A 25,212-nucleotide genomic window follows, 5' to 3' on the forward strand; every position below is an offset into this window, starting at 1 on the left:
GATTTTATATGCGTAAACAAGTAATCGCAGGAAACTGGAAAATGTACAAAACGCTTTCTGAGGCAAAGCAATTTGCTAACGAATTAAAAGCAAAGCAACTAGACACCACGAATGTAGAGGCAGTCATCTGTGCGCCTGCTCTATTTTTAGAGTCATTAGTTAACGAGACTAAGGGATCTTTCATTTCGATTGGTGCACAAAACATGCATGAAGAAAAGGAAGGAGCGTTCACTGGTGAAGTGAGCGGTCAACAATTACAAGATTTAGGCGTAAGCTATGTTGTAATTGGTCACTCCGAAAGACGCCAATATTTTAACGAAACCGACGAATCAGTCAACAAAAAAGCAAAGGCTGCATTTGAAAATAACCTAACGCCAATCATCTGTGTTGGAGAGTCGTTGGAGCAGCGTGAGAGCAACGAAACAGAAAGTATTGTTTCTGCTCAAACAACAGCAGCGTTAGAAGGTCTTACAGAAGAACAAGTGAAAAACACAATTATCGCCTACGAGCCAATCTGGGCAATCGGAACTGGTAAAACAGCTACGGCTGATGATGCAAACGATGTATGTCGTGCAATCCGTGAAACGATTTTAGATGGCTTTGGAGAAGAAGTTGCAAGTGCAGTCCGTATCCAATACGGTGGCAGTGTGAAGCCTGAAAACATTGAGGAATTGCTTTCTAAGGAAGATATTGATGGTGCATTAGTAGGCGGGGCGAGCTTACAGGTAGATTCGTTTGTGAAACTACTGGAGGCTGGTGCAAATGTCTAAAAGTCCAGTTGCATTAATCATTTTAGACGGTTTCGGACTAAGACCTGAAACTTATGGTAATGCAGTTTTTCATGCGAAAAAACCAAACTTCGATCGATATTGGAACGAATTCCCGAACGCAACCTTGATCGCTTCTGGGGAGGCAGTTGGCTTGCCAGATGGACAGATGGGTAACTCAGAGGTTGGCCATTTAAATATCGGTGCCGGAAGAATTGTTTATCAAAACCTTACACGAATTCATAAATCTATTCGTGATGAGGAATTCTTTAAAGAGCAAAAGCTTTTAGCTGCGATTGAGCATGTGAAGCAAACGGGTGGAAAGCTACATCTTATGGGCCTTCTATCTGATGGTGGAGTTCATAGTCATTATTCACATTTATTTGCTTTATTGAAGCTTGCTAAAGCACAGGGGCTGAACGATGTTTTCGTACATGGCTTCTTAGATGGACGTGATGTTGGTCCACGCACAGCGGTAGCATACGTAGAGAAAGCAGAAAAACAAATGAAGGATATTGGTATAGGCCAGTTCGCATCTATTAGTGGCCGCTACTATGCAATGGATCGTGATCGCCGTTGGGATCGTGTTGTCCTTGCCTATAAGGCGATGGTAGATGGAGTCGGTAAAACGGCTGAAACAGCAACTCAGGGAGTACTTAACTCTTATGAGGAGGATATTGCAGATGAATTCGTCGTGCCATTTGTCATTGAGAAAAATGGACAGCCGGCTACTACTATAGATACTGGTGATGCAGTCATCTTCTTTAATTTCCGTCCTGACCGTGCAATTCAGTTATCGATGGCGTTAAATACTCCATCGTTCGATAGCTTCCCATTAAGCGAAAAGCATCCGAAGAACCTTAAATTCGTGACATTCACTCATTATAGCGATGAAGTAGTAGCGGATGTAGTATTTGAAAAAGTAAATTTATCTAACACGATCGGTGAGGTTCTTGCAGCTCGCGATAAAAGACAGCTTCGTATAGCCGAAACCGAAAAATATCCGCATGTGACATTTTTTATGAGTGGTGGTCGAGAGGAGCCATTCCCTGGAGAACAACGAATTCTCATTAATTCTCCTAAGGTGGCAACGTATGACCTTAAGCCAGAAATGAGCGCTTATGAAGTAACCGACGCTTTAGTAGGAGAAATTGCATTAGACAAATTTGATGCGATCATCTTAAACTTTGCAAATCCGGATATGGTAGGTCATAGCGGAATGCTAGAGCCAACCGTGAAGGCAATCGAGGCAGTGGATACTTGCCTTGGCAAGGTGGTAGATGCAATTTTAGCAAAAGGCGGCCAGGCAATTATTACCGCTGACCACGGAAATTCCGATGAGGTAGTCACAATCGAGGGTAACCCGATGACAGCTCACACGACCAATCCTGTACCAGTTATTGTGACTGAAAAGGGAGCAACACTTAGAACAGACGGAATTTTAGCCGATTTGGCTCCAACCATGTTACACTTATTAGGTATAGAAGCACCGCCTGAAATGACAGGTAAAACATTAATCGAAACGGAGAGTTGAAAATGCCAATTATTACACAAATTCAAGCTCGTGAGGTATTAGATTCACGCGGAAACCCAACAGTTGAAGTAGAAGTATTCACAGAAAGCGGAGCATATGGCCGCGCAATCGTACCATCTGGTGCATCTACTGGTGAATACGAAGCAGTAGAACTTCGCGATGGCGACAAGTCAAGATACCTTGGAAAAGGTGTATTAAAAGCGGTAGAAAACGTGAACAACGTAATCGCGGCAGAATTAGAAGAAAATTTCTCAGTGTTAGACCAAGTTGAAATCGACCATGCAATGATCGAGCTAGACGGTACTGAAAACAAAGGTAACCTAGGAGCGAACGCTATTCTAGGAGTTTCTATCGCAGTAGCACACGCTGCAGCTGACTATTTAGATGTACCTTTATATCAATACCTAGGCGGGTTTAACGCAAAACAACTTCCAGTTCCGATGATGAATATCGTAAACGGCGGCGAGCATGCTGACAACAACGTAGACATCCAAGAATTCATGATCATGCCAGTAGGAGCAGAATCATTCCGTCATGCTTTACGCATGGGCGCAGAAATCTTCCACAGCCTAAAATCAGTATTAAAAGATGCTGGCTTAAACACAGCTGTTGGTGATGAAGGCGGATTCGCACCAAACTTAAAATCAAACGAAGAAGCACTTTCTACAATCATGACCGCAATCGAAAAAGCTGGCTACAAACCAGGTGAAGAAATCCTTCTAGCAATGGATGTAGCATCTTCTGAGCTATTCAACAAAGAAGACGGCAAATACCACCTAACTGGTGAAGGCGTAGTCAAAACTTCAGAGGAAATGGTTGATTGGTACGAAGAGCTTTGCAATAAATACCCAATCATCTCAATCGAAGACGGATTAGACGAAAACGACTGGGCTGGCCACAAGCTTCTAACAGAAAGACTTGGCAAAAAAGTTCAGCTAGTTGGAGACGATCTATTCGTAACTAACACGAAAAAACTAGCACAAGGAATCGAGCAAGGCGTAAGCAACTCAATCCTAGTAAAAGTTAACCAAATCGGTACACTTACAGAAACATTTGACGCAATCGAAATGGCAAAACGCGCTGGCTACACAGCAGTCATCTCCCACCGCTCTGGTGAATCCGAGGACGTAACAATCGCTGACCTAGCAGTAGCAACAAACGCAGGCCAAATCAAAACAGGAGCACCATCCCGCTCCGACCGCGTAGCAAAATACAACCAACTACTACGTATCGAGGACCAACTATACAACACAGCTCAATACCTAGGCAAAAAAACATTCTATAACCTGAAATAAATAATGGTAGATAACTACTTAACACTTTTGTGTTAAGTAGTTTTTTTGTGGGGAGATTTGTGCGGAGTGCTGCATGGAGCTTGGGAAGTGTTGCAGAGATAGGGAGAAGTGTTGCAGAAAATGGGCAAAGTGTTGTAGAGATGGGGCAAAGTGTTGCGCGAAAGAGAGGAACCATTGCGGGAAATAAAAGAGTTGTGGGAAATAGGGTAAGTGTTGCAGAGATTGGGAGAAGTGTTGCAGAGAAGGAGCAAAGTGTTGCGAGAAAGAGAGGAAGCGTTACGGGAAATAAAAGAGTTGCGGGAAATAAGGTAAGTGTTGCAGAGACGGGGTGAAGAGTTGCAGAGAATGGGCAAAGTGTTGCGAGAAAGAGAGGAACCATTGTGGGAAATAAAAGAGTTGCGAGAAATAGGGAGAAGTGTTGCGTAAAAGGATAGAAGTGTTGCAGAGATGAAGCAAGGTGTTGCACAAAAGGTGGTGAACATCAGGGAAATGCGGAACGTTGCAGAGACGGAGCGGAACCTTGCACAGATTGCGTGCAACATTGCGGAGATAGAATAAAACCTTGCACAGATGGAGTGAAACCTTGCGGAGACGAGCATAAACATTGAAGAAATCACGAAACTCTTGCAGGCCCATCATAATTTGCTAACGAGTTTCAAAAAAAGAGAGCAGGTACATCGCCTGCTCTCTTTTCTATTAAAATATATACGGGCCGACCAAGAAAAACAGGACGGCTAAATTCATAAAGGTCGCATATAAAATCATATACGTGTAATCTTCCTCTTCTGGGTTATAGCGGGCAAGGAATAATGGAACGACCGATATAACAGCTCCTACGACTAATAAACCAACAAAATGCCAGCTCTCCGTAATGAATGGAACATTTGCAATGATCGTTTCCACCTTCGTAAAGCGATATAAGAAAAAGATTTGCAACGCTAAAAGCGAGACGACATGGATAACAAATCCTAAAAGGTAGGTTTTTTCATATTTAAATCGGTTTAAAATAACTGTGCTCAAATAGGAAATCCCAAATGCAAGGATGATCCATGCAAAGGCAAACAGTACTAGCATTAAGCCGTTAAAGGATTTACTAAACTGGGTGTAGGCTGCTTGCTTGTAGTCCTCCTTGGAAATTTGTTTGCTCTCTTCTATTTGGATTGGGTCAGAGGAGGTGTAAACTAATTCCCTTTGAGAACCATTCATCTCTAAAAAGGCAACGGTCTGCTTGTCTAATATGACAGGGCGCTCGTATCTGATACCTGATTTGGACAACAATGTAGCCTGAATCGTGCCATTAGTTAGCGGCCCCATGAACACTTGGTTTTTATTGCCGGCATAGGTTGCGGTAAAGGCTATTAACGTTTGTCCGTCCTGCTGAAGTACAGTTGGCTGGGTAATGTCATCTAATGTGCGACCGTCCTCTTCATGCTCAAATTTTAGCTTAGTCAGCTGAATGGTTTGATTTGGCGAAAGATTAAAAGATGCCTGTTGGATCACCTTCGATTTTGCACCGCCAGAAACAATGGTTGCATCCATTAGCAGCAAGTACTCCTCTTTTGAATGCTCAATAATATTTAAGGAGGATACTAAGCTTGCTGTACTAGTGAACTTGAATAATTGGTTAGGCTCGTTCGTTAGAGTGTATACGCTAAAGCGGTCTCCCTGAGTATCCTTTGTTATAGCAAAGATGTTATTATCAAAAATTTTAACATCATAGATAGGCTCATCCATCCCATAAGCTTGCTCTTGGCCATCCTTCAAAACTGTCAATTGACGGTCCTTCGTCCAGTAGACTAACGTATCGTCCGATTTTACGAAATCCTCGACGTTTGGGGCAATTTCCTGGATGTCGTTCTTTGTGTTGAAATGAAGTAAGGAATAATTTTTAATATAATAAGAGTCCGTTTCATCACTCCAGGCGTTAGTGCTTGTACTAGTTAAGGCCAAGCTGCGAGCTTCCTTACATTTTAAGTCCAAATCACAGGAGACGATGGTTTGCTGCTTGAAATTTCTAAGAGCAAGTATGTAGCTATTCTCCTTATCTAATACTTGAAAATTCGAATAATTAGATGTAGGGATATCGACCGAAAAAGTTCTGCTCCAATTATCTGATGGTAGTTTCGTTTCTTCCTTTAATGTAAACCAATAGACGGTAGCGATTAACGCTAAAAGGATGATGGTGGTCATTGCAAATAATTTTTTGTTCACAATCAATCTTTCCTATTCATTATGTATTTTTACAAAATAAACCATTAAATCTTTCCTATTTCATTTTACCGCTAGATTATGAGAAAATATATGATATTATTTAGATAACTACTTTAAAGTTTATAGACTGTTGTCAGTTCTATTTAAATTTGGTAAAATTATAAGTGTTGTGAAGTTCTAATCAGGAGGTGTAACAATGAATACATTATTAATGACATTATTAATCATCGTCTCACTTGCTTTGATTGTAGTAGTATTATTGCAGTCAGGTAAAAGTGCTGGACTTTCAGGAGCCATCTCCGGAGGAGCTGAACAACTCTTTGGAAAACAGAAAGCTCGTGGTATGGATTTAATCTTACATAGAGCGACTGTCGTACTTGCAGTATTATTCTTCATTTTGACGATAGCTGTTACTAAATTTTAAAAACGAATGTATACGCCTAACCATACTTTCATTTGGTTAGGCGTTTTCTTTTATATTTGGGCATACATAAGATAAAATTAATAATGGTAAGATATATATATAGTAGAAAAGAAATGCTGTTTTTGGATATAGGAGGTTTTATTGGAATGCGTATCACTACACCAAAGCCGTTTTTCTTTGAGGCAGGAAAGCGAGCAGTATTATTATTACATGGTTTTACCGGCAATTCGTCCGACGTGCGGATGCTTGGTCGATTTTTAGAAAAAAATGGTTACACTTCCTTGGCTCCACATTATAAGGGACATGGTGTACCACCGGAGGAGTTGCTAGAAACTGGCCCAAAGGACTGGTGGAAGGATGTTATGAAGGCATACGACCGGTTAAAGGCAGCTGGCTATGACGAAATTGCCGTTGCTGGATTGTCTCTCGGAGGCGTATTTTCGTTGAAATTGGGGTATACAGTACCTGTAAAGGGAATAGTAACTATGTGCTCTCCAATGACGATGAAAACGACCGACGTCATGTTTGAGGGCGTCGTAAAATACGCGAAGGAATATAAGAAATATGAAGGTAAAAGCGAGCAGCAAATAGAAGAAGAAGTAGAGGAAATTCGCAAAAATCCGATGCAAACACTGGGTGAGCTGCGAGAATTCGTCTATGAGGTCCGCGACAACGTGGATCATATCTATGCGCCACTTCTCGTCACACAGGGGAAGCTTGATACAGTCATTGACATAAATTCTGCAAATTATATTTATGAGCAGGCTGAATCGATTGAAAAAAAGATAAACTGGTACGAGGAATCTGGTCATGTCATTACGCTTGGACCAGAAAAGGAAACGTTACATGAAGATATATTAAACTTTTTAGAATCGCTGGATTGGAATGTGTAAAACAGACCAATTCCGCACAATCTGAAAAGGGAGGGATGTTTAGATGGAGAATATGAAAGAACAATTACTGGAGTTAATGAACTCAGAAGAATATAAACCGATGACCACCAAGGAATTAGAGGACCATTTCGGACTAACCGAGGCTGACGACTTCAAGGAGCTAGTAAAGACACTAGTTTCCATGGAAGACAGCGGAGCGGTTGTACGCTCAAGATCTAATCGTTATGGTGTCCCATCTCGCATGAATTTAATCGTCGGGAGCTTCATCGGTCATGCTAAGGGCTTTGGATTTGTTACACCCGAAGAGGCTGGAATGGATGATATCTTTATTCCACCTACGGAAATTAACGGGGCGGTAAACGGTGACAAGGTGCTCGTTCGTGTATCGAAAGAATCATCAGGAGACCGTAGAGAAGGTACGATCATTAAAATCACTCAGCGCGGAATCTCTCAGGTTGTCGGTACGTTCCAGGACAATAAAGGCTTTGGATTCGTTATACCAGATGACAAAAAAGTACCGATGGACGTATTTGTCGCTAAAGGCGACACGCTAGGAGCAGTGGATGGACATAAGGTAGTTGTAGAGATTACCGATTGGCCAAATGAAAGAAAGTCTGCAACAGGGATTGTCACGAAAATCCTTGGACATAAAAATGATCCAGGTGTTGATATTCTATCAATCATCTACAAGCATGGGATTACGATTGACTTCCCGAAAGAGGTAATCGATCAAGCAGAGGCTGTTCCAGATCAAATCGCAGAAGGTGATTTAGAAGGACGCAGAGATCTTCGGGATGAGGTTATCGTCACAATTGACGGAGCAGACGCGAAGGATTTGGATGATGCAGTAACAGTAACAAAATTGCCTGACGGTACATATAAGCTTGGCGTACATATTGCGGACGTAAGCCACTATGTAACAGAGGGATCTGCTCTTGACCGCGAGGCATACGACCGTGGAACAAGCGTTTACTTAACCGATCGTGTTATTCCAATGATTCCACATCGTCTATCGAATGGTATTTGCTCGCTTAACCCAAAGGTCGATCGTTTAACGCTTTCCTGCGAAATGATCATCAACGGCTCTGGTATGGTGACATCCCATGAGATTTTCCAAAGTGTGATCCGCACAACCGAGCGTATGACATACTCGGATGTTTATAAAATTTTAGAAGAAAAAGACGAAGCTTTAATCGAGCGCTATAAAGACCTTGTGCCAATGTTCGAGAACATGGCTGAGCTTGCAGCTGTGCTTAGAAAGAAACGTGAGGAACGCGGTGCAATCGACTTTGATTTCCCGGAAGCTAAAATTCTAGTAGACGAGGACGGCTGGCCAACAGACGTAGCTATTCGCGAGCGTACGGTGGCTGAGAAGCTGATCGAGGAATTCATGCTAGCTGCCAATGAAACCGTTGCAGAGCACTTTAAATGGATGGATGTGCCGTTCATTTACCGTATCCATGAAGATCCTAAGCCAGAAAAGCTTCAACGCTTCTTCGGCTTCCTAACGAACTTCGGTTTAGTTGTAAAAGGTACAGGCAACGACATTCACCCGAAAGCACTTCAAGAAATCATTGAAAGCATCGAGGGAATGCCAGAGGAGCCAGTTATCTCAACAATGCTTCTTCGCTCCCTACAGCAGGCAAAATATTACGGAGAATGCCTAGGACACTTTGGTTTATCAACCGAGTTCTATACGCATTTCACTTCTCCGATCCGTCGTTACCCTGACTTAATCGTACATCGTCTGATCCGTACGTACTTAGTGAATGGGGATGTTTCATCCGCAACCATCAACCATTGGGGTGCAATCATCGACGATATCGCAGAGCATACGTCGAAACGTGAGCGTCGTGCAGTAGATGCTGAACGTGACACGGATGCACTGAAAAAAGCGCAATACATGGCGGATAAAATCGGTGAGGAATTCGAGGGTATCGTTAGCTCGGTTACGAACTTCGGTATGTTCATCGAGCTGCCAAACACAATCGAGGGTCTTGTCCATGTGACGAACATGACAGACGACTACTATCGCTTTGACGACCGTCAAATGATGATGATCGGTGAGCGTTCTGGCAAGCAGTTCCGTATCGGGGACGAGGTAACGGTTCGCGTTTCAGCTGTAAAACCAGAGGAAGCCGCTGTAGACTTCGAGGTTGTTGGCATGAAGAAATCCTTTGGCCGCAGCACACGTAAGGAAAGTCCAAAGGTTATCCATGCATCTAAAAAAGGCACTGGCAAGGATAGAAAAGACAAATCACAGCCAGGGCCGAAAAAAGGAACGAATCAGAAAAAGAAATTCTATGAGTCCGTTGCGAAGAAATCCCAAAAACGCAAACGACCAAAGAAAAAATAAAGAGGGAGCGGCCTAGGTCGCTCCACCTAGCTTTAGACAGGGGTGAATAGAATGGCAAAAAAGCATGACGACAAGCCACTAGCACAGAACAAGAAGGCCAATCATGACTATTTTATCGAGGAAACAATCGAGGCAGGTATCGTCCTACAAGGAACCGAAATCAAATCCATTCGTAACGGGAAGGTACAGCTAAAGGATGCATTCGTGCGCATTCGCAACAACGAGGCATGGATCTCCAATATGCACATCAGTCCGTACGAGCAAGGGAACCGCTTCAACCACGATCCGCTGCGTTCTCGTAAGCTATTGCTACACAAGAAGCAAATCAGTTCACTAATTGGAGAAACAAAGCGTGAGGGCTATACAATCGTACCGCTCAAAATGTACTTAAAGAACGGCTACGCAAAGGTCCTAATCGGCATCGGTAAAGGGAAAAAGGATTACGACAAGCGCGACACACTAAAGAAAAAAGAAGCAAAACGCGACATCGAGCGAGCATTCAAGGATGCCCAACGATAATAGCAGCTTCCTCGTTATCCGTCTAGTGGAAGTATGTATCACTTGAATTTTGACCTAATTTGATGTATAGTTATAACTGTAACTTCTTACTGAGATGCAAACCTTTTATCTAAGTGACACCTTCAGACTGACTTGAAAACGCTTGTCAGTCAAGGCGCGCAGCACGAGGCGGAAGCGAATTGAACTTAGGTTCATGAGCTGACAACGAAGTGCAAGCAACGAAGAATGAAAGCGTTTGTCAACAGTCTGAAAAGCTTACAATATTCCATAAACGGGGACGTTATGGATTCGACAGGGATAGTCTAAGCTTGAGTTGCGCGTCAGAGGCTCGGCTCTGTAAAAACGGAACTTATAATAACAGGCAAAACAAACAACAACTTAGCATTCGCAGCGTAAGCTCGGATCTGCTTTATCTATCCATCGCCCATGTGGCTAGGTAGAGCTCACTCTTAGTGGGATACGGTTGGCAGTGCCACTTGAGCCGTCAGCAAGAGATTTCCAAGTTAGCGTACAGGACGCCCGCTTATCGGCATAATGCTACGCGAAACTTCAAATAGGTAAGATACACGCGTAGAAGCTTAAGTGTTAGAGTTTCTGGACGCGGGTTCAAATCCCGCCGTCTCCATATTAAAAACTACTATAAACGTAGCGGTATCAACGGTTTACACAATAAGGGAGTTTGAACGAGTGTTGAACTAGGGAGGTAACTCCCTAATAAACTCCCTATCGAATTTGCGACATTGACCTTCTAATTTATATAAATTAGGAGGTTTTTTGTATGGGCAGAAAACATGGTATTTTCTCCATTCAATCAGAAGATGTTAACATTACAATAAAGAAAAAAGTAGTTAAAAGAAGTGGTATAACAATTTCACACGCATTAGAAACCATTTATCAGCAAATGAAAATCGCAGGAAATCGAATTAGGACAATCGAAAGCTATGATTATATTTTTAATCAGTTCGTACAGTTCAACAAACTGGAATATGTAGAGGATATTACAGCCGATAGCATTTACGATTACTTAGGATCACTTGAGGTTGCTCAACAGACAAAATTAATTCGATTAAAATCAATTAAGGCTGTTTTAAGTAAGTTTCATAACAATGGTTGGATGAAGCAGAAGTTCTGGAGTACCATTAATATCAAAATTGATAAGAAAGTCAAAAAGGATGCTAAGGCAAATGATATTGAGATGCTGATTGAACTAATTGACCAAAACACTTTTATTGGCTTTCGAGATACAGTAGCTATCCTTACATTATATAAAACTGGCATTCGTATCCAAACATTAGGTGAGTTAAAAGAAAGACATATTGATTATGAAAACCTTTCCTTAAACTTAGACGGATCTATTTTGAAGAATCATAAGTTCTTAAAACTGCCAATTGATCAAGAATTAGCCGACCTTTATCAAGTGTTGATTAAGCAAAACGATATGATTCGGAGCTATTACAAAACCGAGAATACAAATATCATCATTACGCAGAATGGCTTACCGATTAATAATAGTAAAACCTCTAATAATGCTATTTCTAAACAGCTTAATAAATATTCGAAACGATTCGGTTTAGAAAACATTAATGCACACGCAATACGCAGAGGGTATGCAAAGAAGTTATTAGATGCGGGAGCAAGCATTGCCATAATCTCTAAAGCACTTGGACATAGTGATTTAGCAGTAACAACACAATATCTTGATTTGGATGTCGAAGAGGTAGCAACTAGTTTGAGGGACTATCTGTGATGATAGCAACAGTACATTTGATTTGACAACTGGAGATTTCACTTCGGAACTTTATTACTAATCAACCCTTTAAAATGGGATGCTTGACATCCCTTTTTTTATGTTTACTGGGAAAGAGTGTCTCATTCCAGACACTATTTCCTACAACACTTAATCTACACGATATTTATAGATCCGACTCCATAAATTGGTGATATAAGCATCTCATGAGCCTATTGGATTGACCCTAGCTCTTCTTCATCTCATTCTGTGAAATGGCATGTTAGCCAATCTGAGGCGACTCTAAACAATGCTTAGTTGGTCTACAAGATCTAGAAAGACGATGAAAAGCTGACTACGATATCATCGTACTCTGGTCAAAACTGTTAAATGTGGACACAATCTTAATTTCTGATGCTCCTAAAACCATTGTTAGGCAAATGAGGGGGAGTGGCAATAGAAGCCGAACTATAAGTAATTATGTCCTTTATGTTGAGCATTTTCAAAGCAAAACAAACATACGAAATGTTGGGGATATTTCCGCAGAAGCAATTTATAAATGGTTAGACAGTATGGACGTGAGAAATCAAACTAAATTAACATGTTTGAAACGGAATATGTAAAATAACAAGGGGAAATTCTGTAGATTATGGAAGATGAAAGCTCTACTGTGATTAGGCTTGCAGTTACAAAGGATTCATATGGATATGATTATAATGACGTTGACTTTATTACATATGAAGGAACAACTCCATTCGTAGAAGAAGATATAATCTCTGTATACGGAACAATTATGGAATCTCATACTTATCAATCTACTGCAGGATATCAAACTTTCAGTACCGCTTTTAGAAGCTGAAATTATCAAATAGAGTGATCTTAGATAAAATAATATAACTATATTTGGAAAGAGCAGTCACAATGACCGCTCTTTTTTTGTTATATCCGAGTAAGATAAATAGGATAAAGAATTTAGTTTCTAGCCCCGTAGAGAGAAAAAGCTTAAAAAAACTTTCAGCAAACTCTTAATACATTGGTTTAAGTCTAATATTACTAAAATAAGGAGCAGAATGCTTGCTGTGTTGGTTATACAATAAACCATTGCAATACTTTTGGTTTTTTCTAGTATTTACCAATCCTAAAAGGTGCAGTATACTTTTGAAAAATCTAAAAGTTAGTGTAAGTAAGCTAGAAGGAGAGTTGCGATGATAGAAGAATATTGTAGATTGTTTAAGACTTGTTCTATTTGTGGCAGGTTGAAATACCATACAAAATTCGTATCTAATGGACGTGATAAAAGTAGGAGAAAATCTTATTGCCATGAATGTAAAAGCTATAAAAAAATGCTATCTTCAAATTCATTTGATATTAAAGTTCTTAAAAAGACGCGTATAAATGTAAGATTAAAGATAAGTTCGAAAAACAGAGTATTCTATACTGTTTCCTATAACAATGCAGTAGCGATGGTAGAAGAAAAAGTGGCTTTTATTGTTAAAGACAATCTTATCTATCTAATGTATAGCAATACAACCTTTAAAGAGATGATTCTTGAGAGAGATGGATTTCTATGCAGATATTGTAATGCTCTAGGAAATACGTTGGATCATGTTATTCCAAAGTCAAAGGGAGGTATAAGTACCTTTTCAAATTGTGTTTGTTGTTGTGATAAGTGTAATAACGAAAAAGGTGATCTGTTATTAGAAGAATTTCTTAGAAATAGAATTATTAAAATGCTCTGAGTTTAATACGTTTAAGTATACGTTGAAGGGAAGGATAAACAATGTCAGAGGAAGAAGTTACAATTAAAAAGAGTATCAGCTTAAGACAGGATCTTTATAAATATGCACTGGAAGAATCAGAAAAGAAACACGGAGGTAATTTTAGCGCTTTTTTAACTTATTTGATAAGTTGCCAAAAAAATAATACTGAATATGTAACATATAATAATGGTAAAGAAGTAATTATATTAACAAAAGAAAGAGTTGAAAAGTTGTTTATGTATGAGAAGTGGTTGAGTGAGATACTGGAATTGTTAGATGATGGTTTAACAATTGTTGCTAAAGGTCATTTAACTATGAAAAGCGAAACTTTAAGGATTTTAATAGATAAACATCTAGTTGTAAAGAGTATGGGATTAGAAAAAAATTATGACATTTCAATTAAAATGTAGATGTACGATGAATTACTTTCTTATGTGTTAGCAGGAGTCGAAACGTTCAGTACTCCCAGCTCCTGAGCTATCATGCCTCACTAGCCTAATTTACGGATGATACCACCTTAATCCACATAACTCAATGTTAAAAATACCGATACGAGACGGGTATTTACTGCTTTTCATACATTAAAAAGACATAACCAATAAGTATTTCTATAGTAAACTTCGAAATGTGTACCATGTCCACATAATATAAAATGTTTCCAAGGAAAAAATCTATTGCATAATCATATGTATAGTAGTATAATTTTTGACATAACAATTGAAAATTAAATCTATCATATAATAAATAAACTATTTAAGGAGTTGTTTCTACATGTACCCGCCTCTTTAGAGGCACACATATCCAAATACCTGTTACTTACTAAAAACGGATAGGATTTACTATGCCTATTCTTAAACAGGGGATAAGTGTGTTTTCTAACGAGTTGGATCATGTAGATTCAACTCCTTTTTTGTGTTGTTTTTAGGGAGCGAATTTAACTAATTCTTTAATATAAAATAACACAGAATCTAAAATCCAATTTCAGAAAGAGAGGTGACGAAGTTGCTGAAAATCGTGGTGTCGGGCAATGGTATATTGTTGAGAGTGAGGGCTTACACTAGCTTCAAGCATCAATGTACAAAAAATGTAGTAAGTGTAAAGAAAGTAAGAGTGTAGAAAAGTTTAGCAAAGATAAAAGTAAATCTGATGGACTAACTAGTGCATGTAAAGAATGCAATAATTACAGAGAAAAAAGACGTAGGGAAAATGGTGGCGATTTTACAAAGGAGCAGAAGCTAGCTTCCTTTAAAAAGTATGGTAAATTATGCCGAATATGTGGAAATACTAGTGACTTACAAGTTGATCATAAGCTCCCACAAACTTTATGTGAACCATTTAAAGCAAGTAGCATTGATAATGCGTGGGTATTGTGTAAAAGGTGTAATATTGCTAAAGCTGATAGGATACTACTCGAAGTCATCGAAACAGTACCTAATGATGTCTTAGGACCAATGCTATTAAGAGAATATGCTAAATCAATTGCACAACATCTCTTTGAAACAGTAAAGGTAACGATAGGTAACAAGCAATATACTGAGGTGAAAGTTCAAAGAAGTACACCTCGATTACAGGTATAGTTTTGCAATTAGATTAAAATATACACCTAAAAACAAGGTGCATCATATGAAAAGGATACCTAAAAATTAGGTGTCCCCCTAATCTTAAAAGAAGTAGTGTTTTTCTATCATTTCGAATGATTGTAAGTGGGGAATAGATAGAAGAATACTAGATAGAAGATAATATACTAGATAGAAATATAGGGGCGCAAATCGGCAAAGCCTCTCTTTGCCCCCCTCAAACAAGCTATATTGAAATCTTTTTATAGGATGGGGAAGATAGAAAATTATAAGGAGAAAGACAACTGTGAATACAGAAAAAAAATCAACTACGCATTCAAAAGAAAATACAGAATCATTTATTATGATTTCCAAGTCACTCATAGAAACTAAGAGACTAGGCAAGAATGGTGAATTAGATGTTTACCATTTAGCAATCATTAAATCAATAGCAAACAACTTTCAAGGTGTTGCTTATACAGGAGTTACTCATTTAATGAAATTTATTGGTATGAATACTGAACAAAATAAAACAAGGAAAAGAACAAAGGATTCACTACTCAGATTGCAGGAGATGGGACATATCGAGATTTACGAAAATATAGCAATGGAAAATATAGTGGAGGAATTAAAACCTTCCAACAACTATTTTGTAAAACCGACAGGCAAAGATGAAGATTGGGGTTTTGCAAAAGTATTCTATAATGATATTCAAAAAATCGTTGCAATGAAAAGCGATTATAAGCCAAAGATATTCGCAACTTATCTTAATATGATAGGTAATATATTTTATGGTACAAGCAACGTTCCAATTTCATATACTAAAATTGATACTATTGTAAAAAGTACAGGAATAAACAGAAAGTCAGTTGTTGAATATCTTAAAGCATTGTATGAAGAAGAAATCCTAAACTTTGTTTACTTTCAGATTAATAACTCAGTTACAAAGAACTATTGCACCAGATGGATTCATAGAGAATACACTTCAACATGGGCAGCTCAGCAAGCAGAATTTCATTACAAAACTTATTATAAAGAGTTTAAAAGTGGAGGGGTTGGTGTATCGGACGAAAGGGGAGTCTCATAATTTGAGAGTCTCTTTTTTTTTGTGTATTGGGGTAGATATTCGGGATATTTATATTTAATTATCACTAGGATAAAAACTCTAATAATTGTCCTGTAAAAATTACCATATAGTGCTAAAATAAATTGGGATGTAATTAGAGGAGTGTGTATATGAAAATTCCATTTGAAGATTGGTTAATTAAACAAAACATATCTGTACAAGCAAGTGAATTATTTAAAGAGGCAATCTTATGTTATAAAGCTTCTGCATATAGAGCATCACTTTTATTCTCTTATTTGACTTTCCAAACAGTCCTTAAAGACAGGGTTTTAGAAGCAAAAAAGCCTAGCGCAATACCCCAAGGTCTTTGGGATTCAATACAAAGGGATCTCCTTAATGATGATATTTGGGAGAGCAAATTATTCGAGACAGTAAATAGAAAGCAGCCCGCAGAAATATTCCTACTTAGTGAAGAAGTTAGAAAGCAATATGAATACTGGAAGGATCGAAGAAATGATTGCGCTCATGCTAAAGGAAATCAAATTAGTTACCAGCATGTTGAAGTGTTTTGGCTATTTATTGAATCAAATCTAGCAAAGTTTGTAGTTAATGGAGGGAAAGAATCACTTATTGAAGAAATTAAAGTTCATTATGATTGGGGTGTAACCCCTAGAAGTGCTGACTATACAAAAATAATAGAATCTATACCTTTAGTAGTAGAAAAACTGGAACATAATGATTTTCTCCAAAATATTTATAATTATTTTAATGATAAGGATATATTAACTGATGATACTGTTCTAAAATTTTGGGTATCTTTGCTAAAAATTGACGGAGAATTTTCTAATAGTACAGTGAAATTTTTAGTTGATAAGGGTTCATTTATATTAGAATTATTAATGACTGAACCGATTTTGGTGGTTTATTTCCGAGATGAAAAACGGTTCATACGTTCTCTTTGGAAAGAGAAGTTTTGGAATTCTTATAGAGTTTACCCGTTATTTATTACGATGTTAAGGAATAAGATAATACCTCAAGAGGAGATAAAAGAGGCAATTGAAAGGATTTCAGTAGTTGTAGGTGACACACATTTCTCACGAGTGGAACAAGTTGATGTTACTTCATTGCAGGAAAGTGGATTTTTTGAGATATTTAAGGATTTAGCATTTGGTGAGTTCGGAATGATAAACAACTTTAATTGGGCAAGAAAAAATAAGCATATTATCTGCCTGCTTTTGAAACTAAACGGAGTAAACAGTCAAATAGTTAGTGTTCTAAATGATACATTTAATGCACAACACACACCCTGGAGATTAGGTGATGCAATAAGAGAATTATTTGAGGATAGACCTTCAATAAAAGAGTCTTACATTAAGTTAAATGAAGAAATAGGTGGGAAACTTCCAGAAAGTTTAGGTTTTAATTAACCTTCTTAAAATGCGATTGCAGCTAGATAAGTAGAAGACCCTGTGGATACTAGATATTATAAATAATTTTGAGTAATTTATCATTATATTCAACTGTTTTTATTTTTGTAATAAAATATCGATTTTATTCACTATTGCAATCAAGATTTAATTAAAACAGAGAAGAGAAAAACTACTACTTTTGGGGGTTGTTATGAGTTATATCACAAATGAAGAATTTATAAAATTGGTTACCGAAAATTCTAATATTGAAAGAATAGGAATCGCCTTGGAAAATGGTGTTAATCCTAATATTAATAACAGAAATGTTAAACCACCGATTATTATTGCAGTTCAGAACAAGAGTATAGAAGTTATTAAATTGTTGTTAGAGAATGGAGCAGAGATTAATGTTCAAGATGCGGTAGGTAAAACCGCATTGTTTTGGGCGTCGGGAAGGAAGAATTATGACGATATTGTAAAGCTATTAGTGGAGAATGGAGCAAACCCTACTATTTCTGATAAAACTCGTACTACACCTCTTCAAATTGCAGTAAGAAAAGGTGAAAAGAATTATGTGGATTTAATGTTAAGTACCATTGTACCCTTTTTATCTCAAGAAGGATACGAGCTAATAGAATCAATAGAGATTGCTTCTCGAAAAGGTTATGTAGAAATTTTGTTGGCACTTTTAACTATGACTAAATCTCTTAAAACGGATTATGACTTTATAAATTCTGCATTAAAGGAAGCATCACAGCAGGGACAATTAAATATAGTCAAAACAATTCTGGAAAGTGAAAGGGTTTATCAATATATTGGTCAGTTCACACCTCTAATGCTATCTTCAAGTAGAGGGCATTTAGAGATCATGAAAATGCTGATGGATGCAGGGTTTGATCCAAATCTAAAAGGATTTAAAGAACAAACAGCTTTAATGGAAGCATCATTATCTGGAAAAGTTGAAGCGATGAATTTACTAATTCAAAGAAATGCTGATATAAACTTGAGAGATAGAGATGGAAAAACGGCATTAATCATGTCGATTGAAGAAGGACATGTTGATGTAGTGGTAGGACTATTAGAAAATGGCGCAAATCCGTATCTATGCTCTAAGGATAAATACGGAAACTCATTAAATGCCTTGATGTGGGCTGCTTATAAGAAAAATGAGGAAATAATGAATGTTTTACTAGACGTTGGGGTAAACCCCAACTTAAAAAACGAAATAGGAGAATCAGCAATTTTTTTAGCCATAGAAGATAATAGGTGGCATACCACTATTACTGATATCCTTGACAAGGAATACGATTTAGATGGTTCTTATAGAAGAATTGTACAGATGTTTATAAATAAAGGGTTAGATGTAAATATAAAAGACAGAGAAGGTAATACTTTAACTATTTGGGCAACTTTAAAGAATTATAAAAAAGTCCTAGAGTTACTACTATTAAATGGAGCGGAAGTTATACTGAAAAATAATAAGGGAAAAACAGCATTGGATTATTCGAGAGAGAGATACAATTGTGATTCAATAATTCGTTTGTTAGAGAAGTATTCATAGTAATCATTTTACCCCTACTTCAGTTCGTAAGAATCATTTTATAGAGATAAATCAAGGGCTGCCATTTATCTTCGGTATAATATGAATTGCGATTGCTATCAAAACTAGTATGTTGTGAAGAAATTGAAGAAGAGTGCTGAATTAAGACTTCAGCGCTCCTTTTGAATTTCTCCTGCTTTTCTTTTACAGCTAATGTTTTCTTGAGTACAGAATGGTTGAGATGATTGTATTTAAAACAATGTATGAATGTATGCTTTTTGATAAAAGGATACATATGAAACGTTGGTTTTATAGTATTCCTTTATTGCTATGTTATTGAATGTATGGTATTTTTAACTTAATTATAAAAGGATACATTCGGAAACGAGGATTTTTATGGCAAATAACAGTGAGAAAAAAGGAATGTTAATTGATGTTCAACCACTCAAAACTAAAACAGAGGTTAATGATTTGATTGAAGCTCTGGGTATGTCGAAGGAGTTTGGTTTACGCAATCAGCTTCTATTCAAATTAGGCATCTCAACAGGTTTACGTTGTGGCGATCTAGTTGCATTGAAAGTGGAACAGGTCAAAGGTAAAAGCTCATTCAAGATCCGTGAAGGTAAGACAAACAAGGAACGCACAGTCTATTTGAACAATCTTATGGCTGATTTAGCAGATTACATTGAAACACTGCCATCAGATACAATGTACCTGTTCCCAAGCCGCAAAGGTGATGGTCATATCACAACAACACAGGCTTACCGCATCATTGCAAAGGCAGGTGATATGATAGGTAATCATTCGATCGGTACACATACAATGCGTAAGACCTTTGGCTACACCTATTACCAAGCAACTAAAGATGTGGCAACGCTGATGGAGATATTCAACCATTCATCGCAAAAGACAACACTAAGATACATAGGCATCACAGAAGAAGCGATTGAGAATAGTATAAAAAGCGTATCGTTCTTCTAGGTTATTCAGAGAGAGCATATCTAATATGGTATGCTCTTATTTTTGTTCGAAGAGAAGTCATAGCTAAAAAGGTTATATTTGGTATACAGTAAGCACTAGTAGTAGATTAACGACAATAGCGCTAAAGTTAAATGCTAGTATCGTATTAATACTGATAACGAGTAAATGCAGTGAAGATATCATGTTGATTTAGTATGAGTAGTTGGGCTTGTATGATAAAGCTGGAATATTTACTGATTTAGAAAGTTAAATTTAAGTTTCACTAGAGGTGCATCTCTAGCAAGGTGACTAGTTACACATAAATGCAATACCAACCTTTAGCTGTTGGAACATGAGGGTTGTAACAAATAAATGAAGGACTACAATTGAATGGAAATAGCTAAATAGATAACTTGGTAACAGATAGTAAACTACTATTATATTGAATTTAAATATATTGAGGAGCAGTTGCTAAGAACAGTAATGATGTTCTAGATTAATTCTAGAAGGTTAGTAATAGATATATTTATCTTCTATAATTCGTTAGATTTTTCATGAAGATTAATTAAGCAGCTAATTTAATAAATGAAAATAAAGGAATCTCTGGTGAATTAATAGCAGCTATATATCTGAATTTATATAGTAGAAAGGTAAACCAATACTACAGAGTTCTACAGAGAGGAAAGAAACAATATTTTCTTTGTAATAGAGTGGGGGCTTATTCCCATATTTTAAGGGAGATTAGATGTGGGGATGGGAGGTAGGTAGGCTCACGCACATAAAATAGAATTACACGAAACGAAAATAAAAATGCTAACAAAAAGTATATATGGTAAATTTAAACTAAGGTGTAATAAAGTGTGGGGGGTACTTGAAATGGTTACTGAATTATATCCCAATCTAAAAAAGTATGTCATTAGGGAAAACAAAGGGTCAATGGCATATAATCGATTAGCAATGCAACTTAGTTTTGCCATGTTGCAGCTATTTGAGTTGTACAAAAACTCTAGTTTCACAATTAGTTTAGATTGTATCGATGATGTTGTAGTTTTTAAAACATCAGATGAATCTCCTAATATAACTACTTATCAATTAAAAACAAAGGATAGTAATGCAGGGAGTTTTGAACTAAAGGCACTTACCAGTAAAAGTGTTTTCCAAAAAATGTATGATCATATTGAAAAAATTGATGAAGATGTAAAAGAAGTCATTCTAGTTTCTAATTTATCATTAAAATATAAGGACAAAATAATTAGTGGAGAGTCTATAACTTTAAGTGAAGTGGATGAAAAAATAAGAGACATAATCTGTGAAGACTTATCCAAAAACTCTGAATTTCACACTAAAGGTTTTTCGGAAAAGTTGAAATTTTCTCAAATAGATATGTCAATTCAAAACCATTTAGATATCTCTAAAAATAAGTTTAACCAACTCTTATTAAATCAAAAAATTGATATAAGTCTTGTTACTGCAGAAGCCTTATTCAACACATTACACCATATTTTACATACAAAGCAGTGCCATGAATTTAGCTTACAAGATGATATCTTAACTATTCTCCCTAAAAAAAGTTTCACAAGTACTGACTTTGAAAAGATAATAGAGAATGCAAAAAATGTAAGCGAATTAATTAATTTTAGTGACATCATTGATAAATATAAATATAAAAACCTAAATCTAATGGAAGAAAGTAAGTATAAGCAAGCGCTGGCAACTTTTAAAGACAAATTTACCTCTGCGCCAAATATATTAAACAGCATTATGAAAAAAATAATAGATTATTCTAGGCAAAGAATTATAAATGGAAGTGGTTCTAGAGAGGAACTACTTACAGAGTTAAAACAAGAATTTATTCAGGAGTTTGAGTTGTATTTCTCACCTCAAGAGAAAGAAATCCTTTTTATGAACTGTATTGAGCAAGCAATTGAAGGAGGGAGTAACGTTGGTTAATCAAATGACATTTAAGAAACTGATTATTTTTGATATTGAAGCAAAAACTTCTAAAACAATTAACTTTTACGAAGGGATCAATATAATCACAAGTAAAGACAATCAGTTAGGTAAGTCTACTATAATGAAATCATTATATTATTGTTTGGGTAGTGAAATGTTCTTTTCAGATCGTTTAAACCTAAAAACTAAAATGCATTTTTTAGAGTTAGAAATTAAAGGAAAGCCATACCTTTTTCTTAGGCATGGTAAAATTATAGTTGTAAAAGATAGAAATGGGTTACACAAATTCAATAGCGCAACCGAATTATCACATTTCTTAAGTGAAATACTAGAATTAAAAGTAATGTTAGAGTCGAAGGGGAAGAGTTATGTAATTGCTCCACCTGTATTTACCTTTCTACCATATTATATTGACCAAGATTATGGGTGGACACCAGAATTAAAATCTTTTGACAACTTAAATCAATTTGATAAGAATAAAAGGAAGTATTATAGTTATTATCATCTATCATTGTTAAATGAGGAGTTTGGAGAATTCCAAATACAGAAAAAGACATTAGAAATAAAAATTAAAGAGTTGTTATTAGCATTACAAAATGCAACTAACTTATTGGAGTATATTAACAATACACTCACAAAATTTAAGAAAGAAATAGATTTGGAGTTTCTGAGGATAGAATATGAAAATACTCTAGTTAAGTATAAAAAATATTCCTTTGATTTAAATAACCTTAGAAAAAATCTTATTAAAATAAACGAAGAAATATACAAAATCGATAACATAATAAATAACTTAAATGAATCTCAAAAAGATCATGAGAAAGTTATTAAAAATATTAAAAAAAATCTTGAAGTTGAATGTCCTAACTGTCAATCCATTTTCGAAGTACAAGCAAAAGATGTATTTAGGATCAACTATAATATTTCCGATTTAGATTCTTCTAAAATAGAGCTTATAGATTTAAAAGAAAAGGTACTGGAAAAAAAACAAAAAGTAGAGAAAGATTATTATTCACTAAATGAACTATTACATAAAATTGAGAATGAAAAGGTAAAGTCTGAAATAACATTTGATGAAGTTCTAAGATTTAAAGGATTAGAAGAAACTCAACAAAAACTTACCACTGAGTATTTATTTAATGATGCAGAATTAAAAAAAGAGAAGAAGCAATTAAGTAGAATCAATAAGCAACTGAAATCATGGAATGATAGTATTGATAAAGCCAATGAATCTTATAGAGATATATTGGAATATAATTTACATTTATTTAATACTAAGGAAAATGATTTACCTAGCAAGATCGAAATTGACCATACGATATCAGCTTCTGGAAGCGGACAGGTTAGGGTGAACTTAGCAAGGATATACTCTTTTTTACAGTTAAAAGAAAACACATCTAATTCTCATATTAGGTTGCCTTTATTAATAGATTCTCCTAAAGGGGGAGAGCAAAGTGTATCTAATAGTGAGTTGATACTATCTTTAATTACTGATAAAATGGAGCTGCCAAATCAAATAATTTTAGCAACTATTGATTTTGATAGTTTTTATAGGGGAGATGTTAAGGATTTTAATTTGATTGTCTTAGATAATCCCCAATATAGTCTCTTAAATACTCAAGATTACCTATCTAACGAAGCTTTAATCAAGCAATATTTTGAATTATATTGGCTAGCATGTAAATAATAAATGAGCAAGCATTGTTGAAATTAGAGCTATTATTGATATCTAAAATGTTGTAAAACACCCCTAGACCTGCTTCATTATGTCGGAGTCATATTTGAAGAATTATCGAAGAGAATCTTTAAATGATAAAGATTCTCTTTTTAATTTGCAATTATATGGTATATACTGATATTAAGAAGGTCTTTGAACCAAGTTCGTAAAAATGTAATACTCCCTAGTGAGTAAAACCTTGATATAACAACGTTTAATAGCGTAGAAGCTTAAGTGTTAGAGTTTCTGGACGCGGGTTCAAATCCCGCCGTCTCCATATTTTTCCAGTCGTTGAAACATACGATTGGCTGTGACATAAAGCATAAAATTTCCTTTTGGAAATTTTATGCTTTATTTTATTTTGGGAAATTTTATGCTTTATTTTTTTCGATAAGTAGTGACTTTAAGTATATCTTTGCCTTCCGCTTAATTGAGCGTATATCTTGGTAGTTTCACTTTTCTCATGTCCCATAAGAATTATTTGATGCATTTTCAGTATTAGGATTAATGTGATTAAGTCTCAACCAGTTTAATAAAAGTATGGATGTAGCTATATACCACACTCTAAATAGATGTTCGAATTGTGAATTGCTAGGTAATAAAGCTTTCTTTCGCCACATTTTTACTATTTCTTCGGCAGTTAAATCATCTTCTTTATTAAAACCTTTAATATCTTTTATTTCCAATTCAGCATGTCGAGAGTAAGCGCCTAAAAGTTCAGAAGCATTGAATACACCGAAGAAAAAAGATCTCCATTTATTTTGGATTCTGTTATTGAGAAGATAAACGTTATCTCTTACGTCTGTTCCATTTTTAATTTGATTATATAAGGGTTTGTTTCTCTCTAAATCCTTCTTAATTAACTCTAAAATATTACTGATTCGTTTAATGAAATCAGGTTGATTAAAATTATTGATACTAGCCCATTCGTATAGAGCAATACTCACTTCTTTTTTTGATAAAGCTGATTTTATTATATAACTAGAGTGAAAAATGCTGTGACTTTCAATTTTTATATCCGGAAATGGCGAGATATTATGTTTAGTTATAAACTCATTCATATTTATTGCCCAAAGATACTCTTGAAAGTAATTGACTTGCATAAACTTTTTTTCTCTACCGTTAGTTAAATAATTTGCATAACTTAGAGTATAAGTGTCGTAGGCGTCAATTGAATATTGTTTTGCTGTTTGTTCTATATTAGCGATAACTATATCAGCTTGGAGATTTAATACGGAAGGACAAGCATAATCGTTCCAAAAGTTCTCTACTTTTCTATACGCTTCATAGTAAGATAAGAATAGTCTATGTAAATAGAATGTATTTTCGTAACCCATCTTATTTACGAAGGTATCTGATTCGGGATGATTAAGATAGAAATTTCTCTGTGAAGCTCTTCCAATCCCTCCTTCCACATTTAGTTCCTCTGGTCCATCGTAAGAAAAGTAAGGGTTCGTTATACCTTCTAACTGCGAAGTATATGTATCTACTAATAGATTATATTTCACTTTAAATGTCTTCCTTTC

General features: G+C 36.2%; 21 protein-coding genes and 1 other RNA gene. 20 read left to right on the plus strand and 2 right to left on the minus strand.

Going from position 1 to position 25,212, the window contains the following annotated elements; genetic code table 11:
* The first annotated feature begins 8 nt into the window (after window positions 1-8).
* The 4 genes from tpiA to D0S48_RS18130 are packed head-to-tail and all read left to right on the plus strand — an operon-like array spanning window position 9 to window position 3,928.
* Entirely contained in the window at window positions 9-770 is a 762-nt protein-coding gene (gene tpiA, locus D0S48_RS18115; RefSeq protein ID WP_144538790.1) for a triose-phosphate isomerase, read from the plus strand.
* Window positions 763-2,301 carry a 2,3-bisphosphoglycerate-independent phosphoglycerate mutase gene (gene gpmI / locus D0S48_RS18120; protein ID WP_151113148.1) on the plus strand — a complete coding sequence of 513 codons (1,539 nt, stop codon included), beginning with the start codon at window positions 763-765 and terminating at the stop codon, window positions 2,299-2,301. The genes tpiA and gpmI overlap by 8 nt, the downstream gene beginning before the upstream one ends.
* A gap of 2 nt (window positions 2,302-2,303) precedes the next feature.
* Window positions 2,304-3,596, plus strand: a complete 1,293-nt coding sequence (eno, locus tag D0S48_RS18125) for a phosphopyruvate hydratase (protein WP_151113150.1) — start codon at window positions 2,304-2,306, stop codon at window positions 3,594-3,596.
* A 59-nt stretch (window positions 3,597-3,655) separates the two neighbouring features.
* Entirely contained in the window at window positions 3,656-3,928 is a 273-nt protein-coding gene (locus D0S48_RS18130; protein ID WP_191963828.1) for a hypothetical protein, read from the plus strand.
* Between the two features lie 364 nt (window positions 3,929-4,292).
* Here the strand turns inward: D0S48_RS18130 and D0S48_RS18135 are convergent, their stop codons facing one another.
* Window positions 4,293-5,807: an MFS transporter gene (locus tag D0S48_RS18135; RefSeq protein WP_151113154.1), complete on the minus strand. Its 1,515-nt coding sequence runs from the start codon at window positions 5,805-5,807 to the stop codon at window positions 4,293-4,295.
* A 196-nt stretch (window positions 5,808-6,003) separates the two neighbouring features.
* Between D0S48_RS18135 and secG the strand changes: the two genes are divergently transcribed.
* The 16 genes from secG (at window position 6,004) to D0S48_RS18215 (ending at window position 23,656) form a co-directional block, all read left to right on the plus strand.
* Entirely contained in the window at window positions 6,004-6,231 is a 228-nt protein-coding gene (gene secG, locus D0S48_RS18140) for a preprotein translocase subunit SecG (RefSeq protein WP_144538782.1), read from the plus strand.
* A 146-nt stretch (window positions 6,232-6,377) separates the two neighbouring features.
* Complete coding sequence (locus D0S48_RS18145; RefSeq protein WP_151113156.1) at window positions 6,378-7,124, plus strand: alpha/beta hydrolase; 747 nt, start codon at window positions 6,378-6,380, stop codon at window positions 7,122-7,124.
* Between the two features lie 43 nt (window positions 7,125-7,167).
* On the plus strand, window positions 7,168-9,480 hold the full coding sequence (gene rnr / locus D0S48_RS18150; RefSeq protein WP_151113158.1) for a ribonuclease R: 2,313 nt from the start codon (window positions 7,168-7,170) through the stop codon (window positions 9,478-9,480).
* 51 nt (window positions 9,481-9,531) lie between these two features.
* Entirely contained in the window at window positions 9,532-9,999 is a 468-nt protein-coding gene (gene smpB, locus D0S48_RS18155) for an SsrA-binding protein SmpB (protein WP_144538776.1), read from the plus strand.
* Window positions 10,000-10,272: 273 nt separating this feature from the next.
* Window positions 10,273-10,627, plus strand: a transfer-messenger RNA (tmRNA) gene (ssrA, locus tag D0S48_RS18160).
* Between the two features lie 150 nt (window positions 10,628-10,777).
* Window positions 10,778-11,746, plus strand: coding sequence for a tyrosine-type recombinase/integrase (locus tag D0S48_RS18165; protein ID WP_151113160.1), 969 nt, complete (start codon window positions 10,778-10,780; stop codon window positions 11,744-11,746).
* Between the two features lie 628 nt (window positions 11,747-12,374).
* On the plus strand, window positions 12,375-12,584 hold the full coding sequence (locus D0S48_RS18170; RefSeq protein WP_151113162.1) for a hypothetical protein: 210 nt from the start codon (window positions 12,375-12,377) through the stop codon (window positions 12,582-12,584).
* A gap of 346 nt (window positions 12,585-12,930) precedes the next feature.
* Complete coding sequence (locus D0S48_RS18175; RefSeq protein ID WP_151113164.1) at window positions 12,931-13,464, plus strand: HNH endonuclease; 534 nt, start codon at window positions 12,931-12,933, stop codon at window positions 13,462-13,464.
* Between the two features lie 41 nt (window positions 13,465-13,505).
* A complete protein-coding gene (locus tag D0S48_RS18180) occupies window positions 13,506-13,895 on the plus strand; it encodes a hypothetical protein (protein WP_151113166.1) in 390 nt (129 codons plus the stop codon).
* A gap of 663 nt (window positions 13,896-14,558) precedes the next feature.
* Complete coding sequence (locus D0S48_RS18185) at window positions 14,559-15,062, plus strand: HNH endonuclease (RefSeq protein ID WP_151113168.1); 504 nt, start codon at window positions 14,559-14,561, stop codon at window positions 15,060-15,062.
* A gap of 286 nt (window positions 15,063-15,348) precedes the next feature.
* Complete coding sequence (locus tag D0S48_RS18190; RefSeq protein WP_151113170.1) at window positions 15,349-16,128, plus strand: hypothetical protein; 780 nt, start codon at window positions 15,349-15,351, stop codon at window positions 16,126-16,128.
* Between the two features lie 149 nt (window positions 16,129-16,277).
* The gene (locus D0S48_RS18195) at window positions 16,278-17,534 is read left to right on the plus strand and encodes a hypothetical protein (protein ID WP_151113172.1); all 1,257 of its coding nucleotides are present in this window, start codon (window positions 16,278-16,280) and stop codon (window positions 17,532-17,534) included.
* A gap of 193 nt (window positions 17,535-17,727) precedes the next feature.
* On the plus strand, window positions 17,728-19,077 hold the full coding sequence (locus D0S48_RS18200; RefSeq protein ID WP_151113174.1) for an ankyrin repeat domain-containing protein: 1,350 nt from the start codon (window positions 17,728-17,730) through the stop codon (window positions 19,075-19,077).
* A gap of 375 nt (window positions 19,078-19,452) precedes the next feature.
* Window positions 19,453-20,037 carry a tyrosine-type recombinase/integrase gene (locus D0S48_RS18205; protein WP_151113176.1) on the plus strand — a complete coding sequence of 195 codons (585 nt, stop codon included), beginning with the start codon at window positions 19,453-19,455 and terminating at the stop codon, window positions 20,035-20,037.
* 855 nt (window positions 20,038-20,892) lie between these two features.
* Complete coding sequence (locus tag D0S48_RS18210; RefSeq protein WP_151113178.1) at window positions 20,893-21,966, plus strand: dsDNA nuclease domain-containing protein; 1,074 nt, start codon at window positions 20,893-20,895, stop codon at window positions 21,964-21,966.
* Window positions 21,959-23,656, plus strand: a complete 1,698-nt coding sequence (locus D0S48_RS18215) for a V-type ATP synthase subunit I domain-containing protein (protein ID WP_225321645.1) — start codon at window positions 21,959-21,961, stop codon at window positions 23,654-23,656. The genes D0S48_RS18210 and D0S48_RS18215 overlap by 8 nt, the downstream gene beginning before the upstream one ends.
* Before the next feature lie 491 nt (window positions 23,657-24,147).
* On the opposite strand, the gene D0S48_RS18220 is transcribed toward D0S48_RS18215, so the two are convergent.
* A complete protein-coding gene (locus tag D0S48_RS18220; RefSeq protein WP_151113180.1) occupies window positions 24,148-25,194 on the minus strand; it encodes a hypothetical protein in 1,047 nt (348 codons plus the stop codon).
* Between the last annotated feature and the right edge of the window lie 18 nt (window positions 25,195-25,212).

This window comes from Psychrobacillus sp. AK 1817 (assembly GCF_008807035.1).
Taxonomy (GTDB): Bacteria; Bacillota; Bacilli; order Bacillales_A; family Planococcaceae; genus Psychrobacillus; species Psychrobacillus faecigallinarum.